The organism is Georgenia ruanii (assembly GCF_009193175.1).
In the GTDB taxonomy this organism is placed as follows: Bacteria; Actinomycetota; Actinomycetes; order Actinomycetales; family Actinomycetaceae; genus Georgenia; species Georgenia ruanii.
On sequence record NZ_VUKE01000023.1, the window covers coordinates 23,868 to 41,352 of the forward strand.

The 17,485-nt window shown below is 73.6% G+C and carries 20 protein-coding genes; 5 read left to right on the top strand and 15 right to left on the bottom strand.

The window, feature by feature from the left end:
• The first annotated feature begins 278 nt into the window (after positions 1-278).
• Positions 279-773, top strand: coding sequence for a Cys-tRNA(Pro) deacylase (ybaK, locus tag GD880_RS17910; RefSeq protein ID WP_152232976.1), 495 nt, complete (start codon positions 279-281; stop codon positions 771-773).
• An 84-nt stretch (positions 774-857) separates the two neighbouring features.
• Here ybaK and GD880_RS21200 read toward each other — a convergent pair whose 3' ends face one another.
• Entirely contained in the window at positions 858-1,094 is a 237-nt protein-coding gene (locus tag GD880_RS21200; protein WP_152232977.1) for an acetyl-coenzyme A synthetase N-terminal domain-containing protein, read from the bottom strand.
• 162 nt (positions 1,095-1,256) lie between these two features.
• Here GD880_RS21200 and GD880_RS17920 point away from each other — a divergent pair, with 162 nt between their 5' ends.
• Positions 1,257-1,853 (top strand): acetate uptake transporter, encoded by a 597-nt coding sequence (locus GD880_RS17920; RefSeq protein ID WP_152233008.1) that lies wholly within the window; start codon positions 1,257-1,259, stop codon positions 1,851-1,853.
• A gap of 154 nt (positions 1,854-2,007) precedes the next feature.
• Here GD880_RS17920 and GD880_RS17925 read toward each other — a convergent pair whose 3' ends face one another.
• Entirely contained in the window at positions 2,008-2,589 is a 582-nt protein-coding gene (locus GD880_RS17925; protein ID WP_152232978.1) for an HhH-GPD-type base excision DNA repair protein, read from the bottom strand.
• Positions 2,590-2,615: 26 nt separating this feature from the next.
• Positions 2,616-3,254 carry a nucleotidyltransferase family protein gene (locus GD880_RS17930; RefSeq protein WP_193314595.1) on the bottom strand — a complete coding sequence of 213 codons (639 nt, stop codon included), beginning with the start codon at positions 3,252-3,254 and terminating at the stop codon, positions 2,616-2,618.
• A gap of 88 nt (positions 3,255-3,342) precedes the next feature.
• Between GD880_RS17930 and GD880_RS17935 the strand changes: the two genes are divergently transcribed.
• Together GD880_RS17935 and GD880_RS17940 are read left to right on the top strand one after the other, a co-directional pair.
• Positions 3,343-4,116, top strand: a complete 774-nt coding sequence (locus GD880_RS17935) for an endonuclease/exonuclease/phosphatase family protein (RefSeq protein WP_152232979.1) — start codon at positions 3,343-3,345, stop codon at positions 4,114-4,116.
• A 63-nt stretch (positions 4,117-4,179) separates the two neighbouring features.
• Complete coding sequence (locus GD880_RS17940; protein WP_152232980.1) at positions 4,180-5,805, top strand: MFS transporter; 1,626 nt, start codon at positions 4,180-4,182, stop codon at positions 5,803-5,805.
• A 14-nt stretch (positions 5,806-5,819) separates the two neighbouring features.
• On the opposite strand, the gene GD880_RS17945 is transcribed toward GD880_RS17940, so the two are convergent.
• Complete coding sequence (locus GD880_RS17945) at positions 5,820-6,770, bottom strand: pseudouridine-5'-phosphate glycosidase (protein WP_152232981.1); 951 nt, start codon at positions 6,768-6,770, stop codon at positions 5,820-5,822.
• Positions 6,771-6,890: 120 nt separating this feature from the next.
• Between GD880_RS17945 and GD880_RS17950 the strand changes: the two genes are divergently transcribed.
• The gene (locus GD880_RS17950; protein WP_319593276.1) at positions 6,891-7,619 is read left to right on the top strand and encodes a YggS family pyridoxal phosphate-dependent enzyme; all 729 of its coding nucleotides are present in this window, start codon (positions 6,891-6,893) and stop codon (positions 7,617-7,619) included.
• Positions 7,620-7,682: 63 nt separating this feature from the next.
• Here GD880_RS17950 and GD880_RS17955 read toward each other — a convergent pair whose 3' ends face one another.
• The 11 genes from GD880_RS17955 to GD880_RS18005 all read right to left on the bottom strand — a co-directional run bounded on the left by GD880_RS17955 (position 7,683) and on the right by GD880_RS18005 (position 17,384).
• On the bottom strand, positions 7,683-8,732 hold the full coding sequence (locus GD880_RS17955; protein ID WP_152232983.1) for a lipoate--protein ligase family protein: 1,050 nt from the start codon (positions 8,730-8,732) through the stop codon (positions 7,683-7,685).
• Between the two features lie 92 nt (positions 8,733-8,824).
• The gene (gene dmpG, locus GD880_RS17960; RefSeq protein ID WP_152232984.1) at positions 8,825-9,850 is read right to left on the bottom strand and encodes a 4-hydroxy-2-oxovalerate aldolase; all 1,026 of its coding nucleotides are present in this window, start codon (positions 9,848-9,850) and stop codon (positions 8,825-8,827) included.
• Entirely contained in the window at positions 9,847-10,785 is a 939-nt protein-coding gene (locus GD880_RS17965) for an acetaldehyde dehydrogenase (acetylating) (protein ID WP_152232985.1), read from the bottom strand. The genes dmpG and GD880_RS17965 overlap by 4 nt, the downstream gene beginning before the upstream one ends.
• A gap of 14 nt (positions 10,786-10,799) precedes the next feature.
• A complete protein-coding gene (locus GD880_RS17970; RefSeq protein ID WP_452176754.1) occupies positions 10,800-12,203 on the bottom strand; it encodes an aldehyde dehydrogenase in 1,404 nt (467 codons plus the stop codon).
• A gap of 94 nt (positions 12,204-12,297) precedes the next feature.
• Positions 12,298-12,561: a tautomerase family protein gene (locus GD880_RS17975; RefSeq protein WP_152232987.1), complete on the bottom strand. Its 264-nt coding sequence runs from the start codon at positions 12,559-12,561 to the stop codon at positions 12,298-12,300.
• A gap of 3 nt (positions 12,562-12,564) precedes the next feature.
• Positions 12,565-13,377 carry a 2-keto-4-pentenoate hydratase gene (locus tag GD880_RS17980; RefSeq protein WP_152232988.1) on the bottom strand — a complete coding sequence of 271 codons (813 nt, stop codon included), beginning with the start codon at positions 13,375-13,377 and terminating at the stop codon, positions 12,565-12,567.
• Entirely contained in the window at positions 13,374-14,165 is a 792-nt protein-coding gene (locus GD880_RS17985; protein ID WP_152232989.1) for a 2-keto-4-pentenoate hydratase, read from the bottom strand. The genes GD880_RS17980 and GD880_RS17985 overlap by 4 nt, the downstream gene beginning before the upstream one ends.
• Before the next feature lie 9 nt (positions 14,166-14,174).
• Entirely contained in the window at positions 14,175-15,182 is a 1,008-nt protein-coding gene (locus GD880_RS17990; protein WP_152232990.1) for an ABC transporter substrate-binding protein, read from the bottom strand.
• Between the two features lie 126 nt (positions 15,183-15,308).
• Positions 15,309-15,806, bottom strand: a complete 498-nt coding sequence (locus GD880_RS17995; RefSeq protein WP_152232991.1) for a DinB family protein — start codon at positions 15,804-15,806, stop codon at positions 15,309-15,311.
• 107 nt (positions 15,807-15,913) lie between these two features.
• Positions 15,914-16,648, bottom strand: coding sequence for a FadR/GntR family transcriptional regulator (locus GD880_RS18000; protein WP_152232992.1), 735 nt, complete (start codon positions 16,646-16,648; stop codon positions 15,914-15,916).
• Positions 16,649-16,733: 85 nt separating this feature from the next.
• The gene (locus GD880_RS18005) at positions 16,734-17,384 is read right to left on the bottom strand and encodes a helix-turn-helix transcriptional regulator (RefSeq protein ID WP_226909794.1); all 651 of its coding nucleotides are present in this window, start codon (positions 17,382-17,384) and stop codon (positions 16,734-16,736) included.
• Between the last annotated feature and the right edge of the window lie 101 nt (positions 17,385-17,485).

The window sequence follows — 17,485 nt, forward strand, 5'->3', positions numbered from 1 at the left end:
GACGTCGCCAACCTCGTCACGACACGTCACGTCCGTCACGACACGTCACATCCGTCACGACACGTCACATCCGTCACGACACGTCACATCCGTCAGGACACGTCGCGCGACGTGCGCCTCCACGGCGTCGGTCCACCCGGCTGGGACGAGCGGAACGATGAGCCACCACGAGAACCGGGCCCCTCGCGGCAACCATGACGTCTCATGGCGGACCTGACGTCTCGTGACACGAGTGACGTCTCACCGCGGGGGTGGGTGGGACCTGAGAGCATCACCGCGTGGCGAAGAAGAAGCAGCAGGCAGGCACACCGGCGCTGCGCGCGCTGGACGCGGCCGGCGTGCCGCACCAGGTCCGCGAGTACCAGCACGACCCGCGCAGCCCGCTCGGCTTCGGCGAGGAGGCGGCGGCCCTCCTCGGCGTCGAGCCGGGCCGGGTGTTCAAGACCTTGGTCGCCAGCGTCGACGGCACGCTGACGGTCGCCGTCGTCCCGGTCACCGGCCAGCTGGACCTCAAGGCCCTGGCGACGGCGGCCGGCGGCAAGCGGGCGGTCATGGCCGAGGCCGCCGCGGCCGAGCGGGCCACCGGCTACGTCGTCGGCGGCATCTCGCCGCTCGGCCAGCGCACGGCGCTGCCCACGGTCGTCGACGCCAGCGCCCTGAGCTTCGCCACGGTGCTGGTCAGCGCGGGGCGGCGGGGCCTCGACGTCGAGCTCGCCCCGGGCGACCTCGTCGCGCTGACCGGGGCCACGGTCGCCGCGGTGGCTCGCACGTGACGGCGCCGGGCCCCCGGGTGCCGGAGCCCGACGTCGCCCGCCACCTCACCGCCGTCGCCCCCGTCGCGCTCCACGCGGCCACGGTCACCGCGGCCGGCCTCGAGGTGCCGGTCGGCGCAGTTGGAGCAGGCGTTGGGCCGCGACGAACCATCTCGCGAAGGGGCGTGTCAGGCCAGTCGAGGATCTGGTCGAAATCCTTGTCCACGTGAGGATCTCGTGGGCCTGGCGGCCCCAGAACGCCTCACGGTCGGCGGCCGCCTCGTCGTAGAGCGGGGGCTTCGCGACCGCCCGGGCCGGCGAGAAGACCCTCCCGGAACTCATCCTTGCGCCGGGTTTGCCCGCGACTTACCGTCAGAAGTGTTCCTGCCTGCTGGCGCGAAAGGAGCGATCATGGCCACCGCCGAACGCAACCTTGGACCAGAGGGCCCCGGCACCGTCCGTGGACCGGAACTCGGCAGGACCGGCAGCGCGGGCGGCCCCGGGATGGAGGCTCCCGAGCGCGTCATCCCGCCTGGGTCACACCTGGCCGACCCCGCCCCGCTCGGACTCGCCGGGTTCGCAATGACGACCTTCTTCCTCAGCGTCGTCAACGCGGGTCTCCTCCCGGCCACCGTGACGGCCGGCGTCTTCGGCCTCGCCATCTTCTACGGCGGCATCGCCCAGTTCGCCGCAGGACTCTGGGAGTTCGCGAAGGGGAACACGTTCGGGGCGGTCGCCTTCTGCTCCTTTGGTGCCTTCTGGCTGTCCTTCTGGTTCCTCGCCGGCCGGACCGACCTCGCTGCCGCGGGTTCCTCGGCGGGCAAGGCCATCGCCTTCTACCTGCTGGGTTGGACGATCTTCACGGGCTACATGATGCTGGCCTCGTTCCGGGTCTCCGGGGCGGTTGCGGCCGTGTTCGTCACCCTTTTCGTCACCTTTGCCCTGCTGACGATCGGGGCGTTCACGGACGTCCCCGTCTGGAACAAGGCCGGTGGGATCGTCGGCATCATCACCGCGGTCGTCGCGTGGTACGCCTCGTTCGCGGCGGTGTTCAACTTCACCGCGAAGCGTCCGACCGTCCCCGTCTGGCCGCGCGCCTGAACCACAGGCGACTGAGCCGGCCCTGACGGCGATCTCGCGGCCGACTCGGTCGGCCTGAGTCCCGGGCAGTGTCGCGTAGCCGACGACGAGCCCGGGCATCGTGTGGTCGATGGCGTGTGCCGTCGGCGGCGTATCGAGCCGGCGCGGCGCGCCATCAACCCTTCCGCGCCTTCGCCGCCGCCTTCGCGGCCCGCTTGGTCTCGCGCACCCGGGCGAGGGACTCGGCGTCGACGATGTCGGCCACCGACCGGTGGCACCCCTCCTCCCCGTAGGCGCCGGCGGCCTCGCGCCAGCCCGCGGCGCGCAGCCCGACCTGCTTGCCGAGCAGGGCGAGGAAGATGCGGGCCTTCTGGTCGCCGAAGCCGGGCAGGGCCTTGAGCCGGCGCAGCACCTCGGCGCCGTCGGGGTCGCCGTCGGTCCAGATGGCCGCCGTGTCGCCGTGGTAGTGCTCGAGCAGGTACGCGCACAGCGTCTGGGTGCGCCCGGCCATCGACCCCGGGTAGCGGTGGACGGCCGGCGGGGTGCGGAAGACCTCGGTCAGCCGTTCGGGGTCCATACCCGCCAGCGTCGCCGCGTCGAGCTCGCCCACCCGCTCCTGGATCTTCTTCGGGCCGCTGAACGCCGTCTCCATGGCCACCTGCTGGTCGAGCAGCATCCCGATGAGCAGGGCAAGGGGGCTGGTGGAGAGCAGCGCGTCGGCGGCGTCGTCGCCGGTGATGTGCAGGTCGTGGTCCATGCCCCGATCCTGCCAGGGACCGGGCGTTACTCCGCCTCGATGACCGGGATGCCGCCCCGGCGCGGGTCGGGGGGCTCGGCCTCGTGGGAGCCGAGGCTGGGCACCGCCGGGTCGGCGCCGACGATGCCCAGCCGGCCGAGCAGGAACAGGAAGGCCTGGGCGTAGGGGTTCTCGGCGGTGCGGGCGGCCACCTGGGGCCAGTCCACCTGCTCGCGCAGGGCGCGCACCACGGGCAGCAGGTTGGAGAAGTCGCAGCGGTGCTCGGTGAGCACGAGCAGCTTGGAGGCGACGACGTCGGTCGAGCCGAGCACGGGCATGCTCACGCCCAGCACGTCGACCCGCTCGGCCCGGGCGAGCAGCTCGGGCGTCACCGCCTCGCCCGCCACCCGGAAGATGACGTCCACCAGGGCCTCGGCGTTGTAGGCCTTGAACAGCCAGTTCTCCACCGGCTGCTCGACGTCCAGGGTCGTCGCGGCGAGGGCCTCCTTGGCGCGGTCGACGTCCTGCTCGAGGATGGCGAAGTCGACGTCGTGGTCCGACTCCGGCGCCCCGTGCACCCAGGCGGCGTAGCCGCCGGCGAGGGCGAACGGCACGTCGGCCTGGTCGAGGGCGGCCCCGGCGATGCGGAGGGCCTCGCGTAGCTGGCGGCGTTCGTCCTTGTTCATGGTGCGGGTGTACACGATCGACGGCGGCCCCGCACGAGCAGCATCGTCCCTGGTGCGGGGCCCGCGAGGCCCGGGCACAATCCGAACGGTGCGGATCGCGACGTTCAACATCCTCCACGGCCGCTCCCTGGCGGACGGCGAGGTCGACCTGGACCGCTTCGCCGGAGCGGTGCGCCGGCTCGACGCCGACGTCCTCGCCATGCAGGAGGTCGACCGGGACCAGCCACGCTCGCACGGCGCCGACCTCACCGCGATGGCGGCCGCCGCGATGGGGGCGCCCGAGCACCGGTTCGTGGCCACGATGCAGGGCACCCCGGAGCTGTGGACCGCCGCCACCGGCGACGAGCAGCCGACGGCGTCGACCTACGGCATCGCGCTGCTCAGCCGCTACCCGGTGGAACATTGGCGGGTGCTCACCCTGCCCGGCCCGCAGCAGCGCGTGCCGGTGCTCTTCCCGCAGCGGCGCCGGCCCACCCTCGTCCAGGACGAGCAGCGCACCGCCGTCGCGGCCGTCATCAGCACCCGCGAGGGCCGGATGAGCGTCGTGGCCACTCACCTGACATTCATCCCGGGCTGGAACGTCGCCCAGCTGCGCCACCTCGTGCGCGCGATGAAGGACCTGCCCCGGCCGATGGTGCTGCTCGGCGATCTCAACCTCGCCGGCGGCCGCCCGGCGCGCTTCAGCGGCCTGCGCCCGCTGGTGGAGGCCCCGACCTTCCCGCTGGACCGGCCCGACCGGCAGCTCGACCACATCCTGGCCGACGGGCCGCTCACCGTCGTCGGCCCCGGCGGCGCGGTGGACCTGGGCATGTCCGACCACCGCGCGCTGCACGTGGAGGTCTCCCTCGACGGCGTCGCCTGAGCCCCCGGGTCCCCCTCGGCGGCGTGCCGGGCGCGGCGCGCCAGGCCCTGGGAGGATCGGGAGATGGACGACGATGGCGTCCCTCCCAGCGCTCCTGATGCGGGTGGCGCCCGCGAGCCGACGGCTCCGCAACGCACCGGCCTCCTGGCGATCCTCCTCGCGATGGCGATGTTCGTGCTGGTGGTCGACACGACGATCATGAACGTCTCCATCTCCGCGGTCAGCCAGAGCCTCGGCACCACGGTGAGCAGCGTGCAGTCGGCGATCGCCCTGGAGGCGCTGGTCTCGGCGGCGTTCATCCTGATCAACAGCAAGGTCGGCGACCTGATCGGACGCAAGCGGGCGTACGTCCTCGGGCTGCTCGCCTACGCCATCGGTGCGCTGGCGATGACCCTGGCCCAGAACGTCATCGCCGTCGTCATCTTCTGGGCGGTCATCGGCGGCCTCGGGGCCTCCCTGCTGCTCCCGGCGATGCAGTCGCTCATCCACGGGAACTTCGAGGGCAAGGCGAGGTCCAAGGTCTACGCGATGGTCGGCGCGTCGACGGCCATCGCGGCGGCGGTCGGCCCCCTGATCGGCGGTGTCATCACCACGTCGTGGAACTGGCGGGTCAACTTCGCCCTCGAGGTCGTCATCATCGCGGTGGTCCTCTCCGGCGCCCGGCTGGTCAAGGACGTGACCTATACCGGTGACCGTAGCGTCGACGTCGTCGGCGCGGCGCTCTCGGTGGTGGGCATGGGCGGCGTCGTGCTCGGCATCCTGGTGTGGCAGGAGGGCGGCGAACGCGTCCTCGCCCTGGTCGCGGTGGGTGCGGTCGGACTCGTCGCCCTTGCCCGCTGGCTGGCGCGGCGCAAGCGCCAGAACCACCCGATCCTGCTCGACCCGAGCCTCTTCGACTCGCCGCACTTCCGGATCGGGGTGACCCAGCAGATGCTGCAGCAGATCGCCCTGGGTGGCGCCATGATCGTGATCCCGATCTTCCTGCAGATCGCCCTGGAGTACGACGCGCTCGAGGCCGGCCTCTCGATCGCTCCGCTGTCGCTGAGCATGTTCTTCGTCGCGCTGCTGGCCGGCCGGCGCGCCGGCAGACGCCGGCCCGCCGTCATCGTGCGCGCGGGCTTCACGCTCGCGGCGGCCGGCATGCTCCTGGTCATCGCCGTCGTCCCGCGCGCCGCCAGCGGCTGGGCGCTCGTCGTCCCCCTGGTGGTCGCGGGCTGCGGGCTCGGGATGCTGGTCTCGCAGCTGAACAACTACACCCTCGCCCCCGTCCCGGAGGAGCGGGCGAGCGAGGCCGCGGGAGTCAACTCCGCGAGCGGGAACTTTGGCCTCTCCTTCGGTCTGGCCGTGGCCGGCGGCCTCATGCTGGCCGCGCTCTCGATCAGCTTCACCGCGCTGACCGATGCCAGCGACGTGATCCCCTCGGCACAGAAAGCGACCATCGCCGCCGTCCTGGAGGAGGACGCGGAGGTCGTGAGCGACACCGCGCTGCAGGCCGTGCTGGCCGACGAGCCCCCTGCCGTCCAGGCCGAGATCCTCTCGATCAACGACCGAGCCAGGTCGCGGTCGCTGCAGATCGCGATGCTGGTGCCGGTCCTCGCCTGTCTCGCCGGCCTGGCCAACGCCTTCCGCATGGTCAGGCTGCCCGATGTCGAGCCGACCGCCCCGCACGAGGGCCTGGATCTCGGCTGACCCGCACCACGGGTTCAGTCCCGGTCGCCTGCGCCCGCCGGGGCGTCGGGGGCGCCACGGCGGGCCCACTCACGCGCGATCTGCCCACCGAGCACGATGTTGTTGGCGGCGAGCTCGACGTTGACCTCCAGGCTCGCGCCCCCGGTGTGCTCCCGGAAGTACGCCAGCAGGAAGGGCGTGGTGTCCTTCCCCGTGACCCCCTCGGCCTCGGCCCGCCCGAGCGCGTCCGCGAGCACCCGGTCGTGCAGCGCCGGGTCGAGCTGCTTCTCGCCCGGCAGCGGGTTGGCGACGAGGATCGCCCGGCGGAGGTCCAGCGCGTCCTGCGCCACCATCACCTCGACGACCTCCGCGGGTGTCTCGACGCGCCAGTCCATGCCGAGGCCGGAGTCGGCCAGGTAGAAACCGGGATAGCGGCTGGTGCGGTAGCCGAGGACGGTGATGCTGAGCGTCTCCATACGCTCGAGGGTGGCCGGGACGTCGAGGATGGATTTCGTCCCTGCCGAGACCACGGTGATGGGCAGTCCGGCGAGGGCCACGAGGTCGGCGGACTCGTCGAAGGACTGCGCGGCGCCGCGGTGGACCCCGCCCAGACCCCCCGTCGAGAAGACCCGGATCCCGGCACGATGGGCGAGCAGCGCGGTCGCGGCGACCGTGGTGGCGCCGCTGGCCCGTTGCGTCATGGCGGGCGCGAGGTCGCGAACGGAGACCTTGGTGACCCCGGGGTCCTCGGCGATGCGGGCGAGCTGCGCGTCGTTCAGGCCCACCCGCGCCACGCCGTCGATGACGGCGATCGTCGCCGGCGTGACGCCCGAGCCGAGCAGGAGGCTCTCGAAGTGGCGGGCGGCCGCGAGGTTGCGCGGGCGCGGCAGGCCGTGGGAGATGATCGTCGACTCGAGCGCGACGACGGGGCGTCCTTCGGCCAGGGCGGCGGCGACCGCGTCGGACAGGGCGATGCGTGACATCATCCGGGATCTCCTTGGTCGTCTCCTGGGATGAGCGCGCGTTGGGCCGCGGGCACGAGGCTCCCAGCATCACCTCGGGAGCGCGCGCACCGAGCGCGACGCCCGGCCGGATATCGTCGGGGCGTGGATGTGGACGTGGCCGCGGGCATCGCCTCCCGCCTGGGCGAGGTACGACGGCGGATCGAGGCGGCGGCCGACGGCGCGGGGCGCGACGCCCGCGAGGTGCGCCTGCTGCTGGCGGTGAAGACCCAGCCGGTGGAGGCGATCCGGGCGGCGCTGGACGCCGGGGCGGACCTGCTCGGGCACAACCGGGCGCAGGAGCTCGTGGCCACCGGGCCGGGCCTGGCCGAGCCGGGCGTGCCCGCCCACGCGATGCACTTCATCGGGCACCTGCAGTCGAACAAGGTCAACCAGGTGCTCCGGTGGGCCACGTGCGTGGAGAGCGTCGACTCGCCGCGCCTGGCCGAGCGCCTGGACCAGGCCGTGGCGCGGGCGGAGGGCGGGCCGCTCGACGTCCTCGTCCAGGTCAACACCTCCGGCGAGGCGACCAAGGCCGGCGTCGAGCCCGAGCACGCGGCCGACCTCGCCCTCGCCGTGGGCCGCCTCCCCCACCTGCGCCTGCGCGGGTTCATGACCATCGGGGCCAATACCCGCGACGCCGCCGTGGTCCGCGCCTCGTACGACCGGCTCGCCGCGGTGCGCGCCGACGTGCTGGGGTCCGGCGCCGCGGGCACGGCGGAGGCCACCGAGCTGAGCATGGGGATGAGCGGGGACCTGGAGATCGCCGTCACCGCCGGCGCGACGATCGTGCGGGTGGGAACCGCCGTCTTCGGGGCGCGGCCGGCGCCCTGACCCCGCGTCAAGCGCACGCGGCCCGGTGCGCCGCCCACTGGGGACACCGGGGGCCGGCGCGGCTCAGGGCACCCGGTAGGTCCAGGAGTCGGCGAGGAACTTCGTCTCCATGAGCTCCTCGGCCCGGGCGATCTCCTCGGGGCGGTAGTCCGACGGCACGGTGTCGTACCGGCCCCGGAAGTGGTCGATGAACGCGGCGATGATGTCCTCGCGGGCCATGCCGGTCTGCGAGCGCATGGGGTCGACGCGCTTGTTGGCGCTCTTGACGCCCTTGTCGGACAGCTTTTCCCGGCCGATGCGCAGCACGTCGAGCATCTTGTTCGCGTCGATGTCGTAACTCATCGTCACGTGGTGGAGCACCGCGCCGGAGGCGAAGCGCTTCTGGGCGGCGCCGCCGATCTTGCCCTGGTCGGAGGCGATGTCGTTGAGCGGGACGTAGCGGGCGTTGACCCCGACGTCCGCGAGCGCGCCGAGCACCCAGTCGTCGAGGAAGGCGTAGGAGCGCTCGAAGCTCAGCCCCTCCACCAGCGAGTCGGGCACCACCAGGGAGTAGGTGATGCAGTTGCCGGGCTCCATGAACATCGCGCCGCCGCCGGAGATCCGGCGCACGACGCTCATGCCGTGCCGCTCGAGGGCGTCGGTGTCGACCTCGTTGCGCACCGACTGGAAGGAGCCGATGACCACCAGGGGGCTGTTCCACTCCCAGATGCGCATGGTGGGGCCGCGCCGGCCGGCGGCCACCTCCTCGGGGATGACCTGGTCGAGGGCGACGTTGAGCGCCGGGTGCACGGGCCCGCCGTGGATGACCTCGAAGGTGTGGTCCTGCCAGCTGGTCGCCCGGCCGAGCGCGCGGCGCACGGCGATGCCGACGGACTCGGGGGTGAAGCCGACCATGCTCACGCCGTGGTCGACGGCGCCGGTGATCGCCTGGGCGAGCTGGTCGGCGGAGGCGGACTCGGGCATGCCGTCCAGGGCGGCGTTGATGTCCTCGAGCGCGGTGTCCGGCTCGAGGAAGAAGTCGCCCGAGACGCGCGCGCGGGTCAGCCGGCCGTCCACGACGTCGACGTCGACCGCGACCAGCTTGCCGCCGGGGACCTTGTACTCACCGTGCATGGGTCGAGTTTATGTCCGGGCGCGACGTCAACGCAGTGCCCGTGCTCACACCCGTCCGGCCCCGACCGCGGCAGTGGGCGGACGGCGCGCGCTCAGCGACCCGCCAGCTCGAGCGCGACGTCGATGATCATGTCCTCCTGCCCGCCGACGTAGCCGCGCTGCCCCACCTCCCGCAGGATCTCGTGCGCCGGGACGCCGTACCGCTCGGCGGCCCGCTCGGCGTGCAGGAGGAAGGAGTTGTAGACCCCGAAGCGGCCCTGCACGATCGAGGCGCGGTCCGCCACGGGCAGGCGGGTGACCATCGGGCGCAGCACGTCCTCGGCGGCGGCCAGGACGGCGTCGACGTCCACCCCGGTCGGCACGCCGAGCTTCTCGAAGGCGGCGGCGAGGATCTCCGTCGGGGAGTTGCCCGGCCCGGCGCCCAGGGCGCACAGGGTGCCGTCGATCTGCCGGGCGCCGGCCTCGTACGCGGCCAGGGAGTTGGCCACGCCGAGGGAGAGGTTCTGGTGGCCGTGGAAGCCGACCTGGGCGTCGTCGCCGAGCTCGGCGACCAGGGCGGCCACCCGCTCGGCGGCGGCGGCGGGCATCAGCGCGCCGGCGGAGTCGACGACGTAGACGCACTGGCAGCCGGCGTCGGCCATGATCCGCGCCTGCGCGGCCAGGCCCTCGGGGTTGTTGCGGTGCGAGAGCATGAGGAACCCGACCGTCTCCATCCCCAGGTCCCGGGCGGCGCCGAAGTGCTGGGCGGCGATGTCGGCCTCGGTGCAGTGCGTCGCGACCCGGGCCACGGCCGCGCCGGCGTCGTGCGCCTCGCGGAGGTGCTCGACGGTGCCCAGCCCGGGCAGCAGCAGGACGGCGACCCGCGCGCGGGTGACGGCGTCGGCGGCCGCCGCGACGAGCTCGGCGTCGGTGCGCGCCCCGAAGCCGTAGTTGAACGAGGAGCCGGCCAGCCCGTCGCCGTGGGTGACCTCGATAACCGGCACGCCCGCGACGTCGAGCACCCCGGCGACGGCGCGCACGTCGTCCTCCGTGAAGCGGTGCCGGACGGCGTGGCTGCCGTCGCGCAGGGTGGTGTCCGTGAGGCGGACCGCCGGGGCCGGGTTGGTGGTGGTGCTCATCGCTGCAGCGCTCCCTTCTGGGCGACGAGCTCGCCGACGCGCACCGCGGCGGCCGTCATGATGTCGAGGTTGCCCGCCCACTCCGGCAGGTAGTCGCCGTTGCCGCGCACCTCGAGCAGGACGGTGACGCGGGCCAGGCCGTCCCACAGCTCGGTCGGGTCGTCGAACTGCGGCTCGCTGCGCAGGGTGTAGCCGGGCACGTACTCCTGGACCTCGGCGACCCGGCGGTGGATGGCGGCGCCGACGGCGTCGCGGTCGGCGGCGGGCGAGATGGCGCAGAAGACCGTGTCGCGCATGATCATCGGCGGGTCCACCGGGTTGAGGATGATGATGGCCTTGCCGCGGGCGGCGCCGCCGACGGCCTCGATGGCGCGGGATGTGGTCTGGGTGAACTCGTCGATGTTCGCCCGGGTGCCCGGCCCGGCGGAGCGGGACGCGATGGAGGCGACGATCTCGGCGTAGGGCACCGCCGTCACGCTCGCCACGGCGTCGACGATGGGGATGGTGGCCTGTCCGCCGCAGGTGATCATGTTGAGGTTCGGCTCGCCCACGTGGGCGCCGAAGTTCACCGCCGGGCACAGGAACGGGCCGACCGCGGCGGGGGTGAGGTCGACGGCGGTGATGCCCGCCTCCCGGTAGCGCGGCGCGTGGGCCAGGTGCGCGCCGGCCGAGGTGGCCTCGAAGACGAGGTCCGGCGGGGTGTCGTGGGCGAGCAGCCAGTCCACGCCCTCGTGGCTGGCCTCGACGCCGAGCGTGCGGGCCCGGGCGAGCCCGTCGGACACGGGGTCGACCCCGACCATGGAGTGCACGTCGAGCCACGGCGAGCGCAGCAGCTTGACGAGCAGGTCGGTGCCGATGTTGCCGGGCCCGACGATGGCGGCCCTGGGGCGGCGCCCGGCCGGGGCCGGCGCGGCGTCCGGTGCGGTGGCGGTCATGGGGGTCCTCCTGGTCAGTCGCGCGCGGCGTCGATCTGCATGACGACGGCCTTGGGCTCGGTGAAGAACTCGCGGCTGAAGGTGCCGCCCTCGCGACCCACGCCGGAGTCACCGACGCCGCCGAACGGGGCCCGCAGGTCGCGGATGAAGAAGCAGTTCACCCAGACGGTGCCGACGGTGAGGCGGCCGGCGACCCGGTGGGCCCGGGAGAGGTTCTCGGAGAAGAGCATCGCGTTGAGCCCGAACGGCGAGGCGTTGACGAGGCCGATGACCTCCTCCTCGGTGTCGAACGGGGTGACCGTGACGAGCGGGCCGAAGATCTCCTCGCGCTGGTGCGGGGCGTCCTCCCCCAGCCCGGTGACCACCATCGGCTCCACGAAGAGGCCCTCCCCGAGCCCGCCGGTGAGCACGGCACCGCCGGCGGCGGCGACGGTGTCGACGTAGCCGCGGACCTTGGCGTGGTGGCCGGCCGAGGACAGCGGCCCCACCTGCGTGCCGGGGTCCTTGGGGTCGCCCGAGACCATGGCGCGGGCCGCCGCGACGAACCGCTCGAGGAAGGCCTCCTGCACCCCGCGGTGCACGTAGATCCGCGATCCCGCCAGGCACACCTGCCCGGCGTTGGTGAAGATCGCCCGGATCGACCAGTCCACGGCGGTGTCGAGGTCGGCGTCGGCGAAGACGACGTTGGCGCCCTTGCCGCCGAGCTCGAGGCTGACCGGGGTGAGGTTGGCCGCGGCCGCGGCGGCGATGACCCGGCCGGTGGCGGACTCGCCGGTGAAGGTGATCCGGTCGACGCCCGCGTGGGCGGTGAGGGCCGCGCCGACGGAGTCCGGGCCGTAGCCGTGGACGACGTTGAACACCCCCGGCGGGATCCCGGCCTCCAGGGCCAGGCGGGCGAGGATGGTCGCCGACGCCGGGGAGTCCTCGGCGGGCTTGAGGATCACGGTGTTCCCCCAGGCCAGCGCGGGGGCCACCTTCCAGCTCTCCAGCATCATGGGGAAGTTCCACGGCGCGATGGCGACGACGACGCCGGCCGGCTCGTACCGGGTGTAGGCGTGGTGGCCGGAGTCCATCGGCAGCGCCTCGGCGGTGGCGAGCAGGGCGTGGTCGGCGAAGAACCGGAAGTTGTCGGCGGTGCGGGGCACGTCGTTGCCGCGGCTCTGGGTGATCGGCTTGCCCATGTCGCGGGTGTCGGCCAGGGCGAGCTCGTCGCCGTGGGCGAGGATGAGCTCGGCGAAGCGGGTGAGGATCTCGCGGCGCGCGCGCCGGCCCATCCGGGGCCAGGGGCCCTCGTCGAAGGCCCGGCGGGCGGCGGCGACGGCGAGGTCGGCCTCGGCGGCGCCGCCGAGGGGGAAGCGGGCCCAGGCCTCGCCGGTGTAGGGGTCGACGCTGTCGAACGTGGCGCCGTCGGCGGACATCACCTCCCGGCCGTCGATGACGTGGCCGAAGACCGCGACCTCCGCGGCGGGCGCGGCACCGGCGCCGCCGGGGCGCGTGAGCGGGTGGGTCATGTCAGCGGCCCTCCTGCTCGTCGGCCGCCGCGGCGCGGCGGGGGTCCGCGGTCGCCCCGGCGGGACCGCCGTCGCCGGCGTCGCGCTCGGCGAGCGTCTGCCCGCCGGCGCACCACAGCGTCCGCGGCACCTCGCGGACGATGACGCGGATGCTCTCGGGGTTGGCGCCGAGGCTGGTGTGCACGCCGTCGTGCAGGCGGCGCATGAGCTCGCGCAGCTGCTCGGGCGAGCGGCCCTGGGTCAGGGTGACTTCGACGAGGGGCATGGGTCAGGCTCCTGTGACGGTGACGGTGACGGTGACGGTGCCGAGGTGGCTGAAGTGGACGGAGACGGTCGTGCCCGGGTGGAGGAAGACGGCGTCGGTGATGCCTCCGGTGAGGACGACCCAGCCGGCCTCGAGGCGGTGGCCGCGCGCGGCCAGGGAGTTGGCGGCCAGCGCCAGCGCCTCGGCCGGGTGACCCTGGACGGCGGCGGCGGTGGCGGTGGCGACGACCTCGCCGTCGACCTCGACGAGGCAGGCCTCGAGGGAGAGGTCGACGTCACCCGGGCTCAGCGCGACCGGCCCGCTGCCCCACCGGGCGGCGGAGGCGTTGTCGGCGACGACATCGGGCAGGGCGAAGCGGAAGTCGCGGTAGCGCGAGTCGATGATCTCGAAGCCCCCGTGGACCGTGGCCACGGACTTCATGGCGCGGGCGGCGGTGATCCCCGGCCCGGCGAGGTCCTCGCCGAGGACGAAGACGATCTCCGGCTCGACCCGGGGGTGGATGAGCTCGCCGAGCGGCGCGGGCGCCCCGGCGGGCAGGGTCATGGCGTCGGTGAGCCAGCCGGTCAGCGGCGCGTCGATGCCCATGCGCCGCTGCTTGGCCCGGGAGGTCAGCCCGAGCTTGACGCCCGTGACGGTCTGCCCGGCGGCGACCTTGCGCCGGATCAGCTCGTCCTGGGCCTCGTAGGCCAGGGCCAGGTCGAGCCCGGGGAACTCCTCGGTGATCGGCGTGCGGTCGTAGCGGCCCGCCTCGGCCGCCGCCAGCTCGTCGACCACCCGGGCGAGGTCCCAGTCGGTGCGCGCGTCGGTCCCGGTCATGCCACGGCCTCCATCCGGGTGGTCACGGTGCCCAGCCCGCCGCCGAAGGCGGCGCTGACCACCCCGCCGGGGCGGATCGGCTGGGCCGCGGTCAGGGAGCCGGGGATGACCACCTGGCCCGCCTCGAGGGTCACCCCGCGCGGCCCGACCGTGTTGGCCAGCCACACCAGGGCGTTGATCGGCGAGCCGAGCACCGCCCCGCCGGCGCCGGTGGCCGCGATCTCGCCGTCGACCGTGAGGACGCACCCGGTCAGGCGCAGGTCGAGGTCGGCCAGCCGGACGGGCCGGGCGCCGAGCACGACCGCGCCGGAGGAGGCGTTGTCGGCGATGGTGTCGGCCAGGCCGATGCGCCAGTCGGCGATGCGCGAGTCGATGATCTCCAGCGCGGGCAGCACGTGGTCGACGGCGCGGACGGCGTCGACGACCGTCACCCCCGGGCCCCGCAGGTCCCGGCCCAGGACGAACGCGATCTCCGGCTCGGCCTTGGGCTGGAGGAACGCGCGCGGGTCCAGGGCCGCGCCGTCGCCGAGGATCATGGTGTCCAGCAGCTGGCCGTAGTCGGGCTGGTCGACGCCGAGCTGGCGCTGCATGACCCGCGCCGTCAGGCCCACCTTGTGGCCCCTGACCACCCGGCCGGCCGCCCGCCAGTGCTCGAGCTGGAGGTGCTGGACGGCGTAGGCGTCCTCGACGCCCATGCCGGGGTACGTCTCGGTCAGCGGCGGGACCGGCGTGCCGGCGTAGGCGTCGAGCAGCGCCTGCGCGGCGGCGGCCCGGGTGCGGTCGTCCATGGTGGGTCCCTACTTCTCGACGAGCTGGGTGATGTCGACCGGCTTGGTCAGGGCGCCGGTGGAGATCATCAGGTCGTTCCAGCGGTTGATCTCGTTCGCGTCGACGCCGCCGCCGCGCCACTGGGGCAGCTCGAGCTTGGCGGCCACCTCGGGCTTGGTCTGCGAGTACGTGGTGACGATCTCGCGGGCGGCGTCGGGGTTGTCGGCGATGAAGGCGTTGGCCTTGTCGATCGCGCGGGCGAACGCCGCGGCGGTGTTGGGGTTCTCCTTGACGAACTCGTCGGTCATGGCCAGCCCGGAGACCGGGATGCCCTCGGCGACCCCGCTGTAGGAGGCCAGCGCCATCCGGCCGCCCGCGGCCACGACGCCGGTGCGGAAGGGCTCGACGAGCCAGGCGGCGTCGACGTCGCCGCGCTCGAGCGCGGGGGCCATGTCCGGGAAGGCGAGCTCGACGAACTTCACGCTGGCGGGGTCGACGCCCTGCTCGTCCAGGACCGCCTTGATGGTCACGGCGCCGGTGTTGTTGAGGGTGTTCACCGCGATGGTGGCGCCGGCGAGGCCCTTGGCGTCCTGGATGTCGGAGTCGCCGGGGACGAACACCCCACCGGTCTTCTCGGTGGCCCGGATGCCCTCGGCCACGATCGTCACGCCCAGCCCCTTGCTCTCCGCGAGGAAGAAGGAGGGGTAGGTGGCGAAGGCGGCCTGCAGATCGCCGGAGACCATGGCCGGCAGCGCGGCGGCGCCGCCCTGCATGACCTGCGGCGTGACCGTCAGGCCCTCCTCCTCGAAGAAGCCCTCCTGGTTGGCGATGTAGACGGCGGCGTGGTCGATGACGGGCACGACGCCGACGGTGAGGTCGGTGACCTCCGGCGCCCCGCCGTCCGCCGACGCGGAGGGGGCGGCCGAGGACGACGGCGCCGCGGCCGCCTTGCCGTCGTCGGAGCCGCCGCTGCAGGCGGCGAGCACGGCGGCGAGGGCGAGCACGGCCGGCAGGCCGAGGGAGCGGGTGGTTCGCATCGTTCCTCCTTGAACAATGAGCGGGTCCGCACATATTGATAGTAATGAATAGTGGTTGTCAAGGAACCGGGCGGCGACGGTCGCGGTCACCGGGACCGCCCGGCGGCGGCGAGGAGGACGGCGGTGTCAGTCCCGACCGCGCGCGGCCAGGACCTGTTCGCGGAGGATGTCCGCGTGACCGCAGTGCTGGGCGAGCTCGCGGATCATGTGGAGGTACACCCACCGCAACGGCAACGGGCCGCGGCGGTTGCCGCGCACGAGGTCGTCGAGCCCGAGTCCGCCGACCGCCCTACGGGACGCCGCGACGGCGTCGAGGAAGGCGGACCGCACCGACGCGATCGTGTCGTTTTCGCCCAGGTCGAAGGACTCGTCCGGCCCGCGCGGGATCCCGATCTCGACCCGCGACCGCCCGGTCACCGCCTCGTCGAACCACACCCTCTCGACGAACGCGGCGTGCTTGACCAGCCCGAGCAGCGTCGTCTTGGACGACACCAGCCGCTGGCGCACCTCGGATTCGCTGAGCCCGTCCAGCGACTCCACCAGCATCGCGCGGTGCTCGTCGAGGAACCACGCCAGCTGGACGTCGAGCGACGCGTGGAGGACTGCCTGCTCATCCGTAGCCATCGGCGGACGGTAGCGCACCGACCACCATGGCGGGCGCCGGCGCAGACGCCGAAGGTGGCCGTCCAGCGCGGTTCAGCTGGGGCCGAGTCAAGCTCCCCCGCCCGCGCTCAGCCGTCCGTGCGGGCGCTCATCGCCTCGGACAGCGGGGTGTGCGCCTCGACGGCCAGGCGCACCCGCGCCTCGTCCCCCGAGGCGATGGCGTCGACCAGCTCGCGGTGCAGCTGGAGGTTCCGCGGGAAGGAGTCCCGGAAGCCGGGGTCGGGGGCGATGTCCCGGACCGCCTCGCGCGCCGTCTCCAGCAGCGAGAGGTAGATGGTCCGCAGCAGCGGGTTGAGCGAGATGCGGGCGATCTCCTCGTGCAGGTCCCAGTTGCGCAGGAGGTACTCCCCCGGCTCGTCGCGCAGGCGGCTCATCTCCACGACGATCTGGTCGAGCCGCGCGAGCTGCTCGCGCCCGGCGTGGCGGGCGGCCTGGAGGGCGACGGGCAGCTCCAGGGCGTTGCGGATCTCGAGACTGTCCGAGACGGACATGGCGTCCGCGCCCAGGCCCAGGATGAGGTGGCTGAGACGGATGTGGGCGGAGGGGCGGGCGACGAAGATGCCGCCGCGCGGGCCGGGGCGGGCCTCGACCAGGCCGCGGGTCTCGAGCAGGCGGATCGCCTCGTTGAGGGTCCCGGCGGCGACGCCGAACTGGCGCTGGAGGTCCAGCTTGGTGCCCAGGCGGTCCCCCGGGCGCACCTGCTCGGTGACGATGAGGTCGCTGAGCCGCTCGGCCACGGCCTGAGCGCGGGAGGTCCGCTCGTTCACGGCGAGGCTCAGGTGCGGGGCGTCGGTGTCCGGCATGGGCTAACAGTAGTAATGATTACGGGCGGTTGGCCAGAGCTGCTCGCCGGGCGCTCCCGCGCCGCCCGCACCGCCGCCCGCGGCGTCACGCCAACCGTTCCGGCGGTGCCGTCGACGCCACCGCCGCCCCCGCGTCTCCCGGGGCGCCGGCGGGCGCGGGCTCGAGGCCCTCCAGCAGCGCGATCATCCGGTGGGCCCAGGAGATCTGCGCCCGGGCGAGGTCGATCTCGCGCTCGAACACCATGGCCTTGACCTCGGCGATGCGCCGGTGCGCGGCGGGCGGCTGCCCCTTGAGGCGCTCGCGCAGCAGCGGGGTGTCGCGGCGCAGCAGCGCGGCGCGGTGCTCGGTCCACTCGGCGAGCCGGGCCTCCTGCTCGGCGATGTGCGCCCGCAGGACGGCGACGGCCCGCCCGGTCGGGACGGTGTCGAACCCGAGCGCCTGCAGCGCCACGGCGTCGCGGACGGGCGGCTCGGGGTGCGCCGTCGAGAGCCAGGCCAGCAGGTCCGCCTCCCCCGCCGGGGTCAGCGCGTAGTCGGCGGTGCTCAGGCCGTTCTCGCCGGGGCGCGGGGTGCCGGCGACCAGCCCGGCCTCCCGTAGCTTCCCCAGGGCGCCGTAGACCTGGCTCTGGGGGGCCGACCAGACCCAGCTCTGCGCGCCCGCGAAGAACCGGGCCAGCCGGTAGCCGTTCATCGGGCTGGCCTGGAGCACCTGGAGCAGGGCGTAGCGCAACGACACCCCCTCAGGATAAGCGAACCCTCCAGAAGTGGAGTATTCCTATGTTGGTATATCCGTGGTAGAACCTACCCGACACGCCCCAGCTCGACGACGAGGAGGCC

Coding starts and splice junctions, on each gene's coding strand:
- GD880_RS17975 (WP_152232987.1), bottom strand. CDS start 12,561: ATGCCCCTCGTCGAAGTCACCCTGACCCAGGGCCGCTCGCCCGAGCAG.
- dmpG (WP_152232984.1), bottom strand. CDS start 9,850: ATGAGCACCACCACCAACCCGGCCCCGGCGGTCCGCCTCACGGACACC.
- GD880_RS17980 (WP_152232988.1), bottom strand. CDS start 13,377: ATGACCGGGACCGACGCGCGCACCGACTGGGACCTCGCCCGGGTGGTC.
- GD880_RS17995 (WP_152232991.1), bottom strand. CDS start 15,806: ATGGCTACGGATGAGCAGGCAGTCCTCCACGCGTCGCTCGACGTCCAG.
- GD880_RS17945 (WP_152232981.1), bottom strand. CDS start 6,770: ATGATGTCACGCATCGCCCTGTCCGACGCGGTCGCCGCCGCCCTGGCC.
- GD880_RS17970 (WP_452176754.1), bottom strand. CDS start 12,203: ATGTCCGCCGACGGCGCCACGTTCGACAGCGTCGACCCCTACACCGGC.
- GD880_RS17930 (WP_193314595.1), bottom strand. CDS start 3,254: ATGAACAAGGACGAACGCCGCCAGCTACGCGAGGCCCTCCGCATCGCC.
- GD880_RS17955 (WP_152232983.1), bottom strand. CDS start 8,732: ATGCACGGTGAGTACAAGGTCCCCGGCGGCAAGCTGGTCGCGGTCGAC.
- GD880_RS17925 (WP_152232978.1), bottom strand. CDS start 2,589: ATGGACCACGACCTGCACATCACCGGCGACGACGCCGCCGACGCGCTG.
- GD880_RS21200 (WP_152232977.1), bottom strand. CDS start 1,094: ATGAGTTCCGGGAGGGTCTTCTCGCCGGCCCGGGCGGTCGCGAAGCCC.
- GD880_RS17940 (WP_152232980.1), top strand. CDS start 4,180: ATGGACGACGATGGCGTCCCTCCCAGCGCTCCTGATGCGGGTGGCGCC.
- GD880_RS17920 (WP_152233008.1), top strand. CDS start 1,257: ATGGAGGCTCCCGAGCGCGTCATCCCGCCTGGGTCACACCTGGCCGAC.
- GD880_RS17985 (WP_152232989.1), bottom strand. CDS start 14,165: ATGGACGACCGCACCCGGGCCGCCGCCGCGCAGGCGCTGCTCGACGCC.
- GD880_RS17990 (WP_152232990.1), bottom strand. CDS start 15,182: ATGCGAACCACCCGCTCCCTCGGCCTGCCGGCCGTGCTCGCCCTCGCC.
- GD880_RS17965 (WP_152232985.1), bottom strand. CDS start 10,785: ATGACCGCCACCGCACCGGACGCCGCGCCGGCCCCGGCCGGGCGCCGC.
- GD880_RS18000 (WP_152232992.1), bottom strand. CDS start 16,648: ATGCCGGACACCGACGCCCCGCACCTGAGCCTCGCCGTGAACGAGCGG.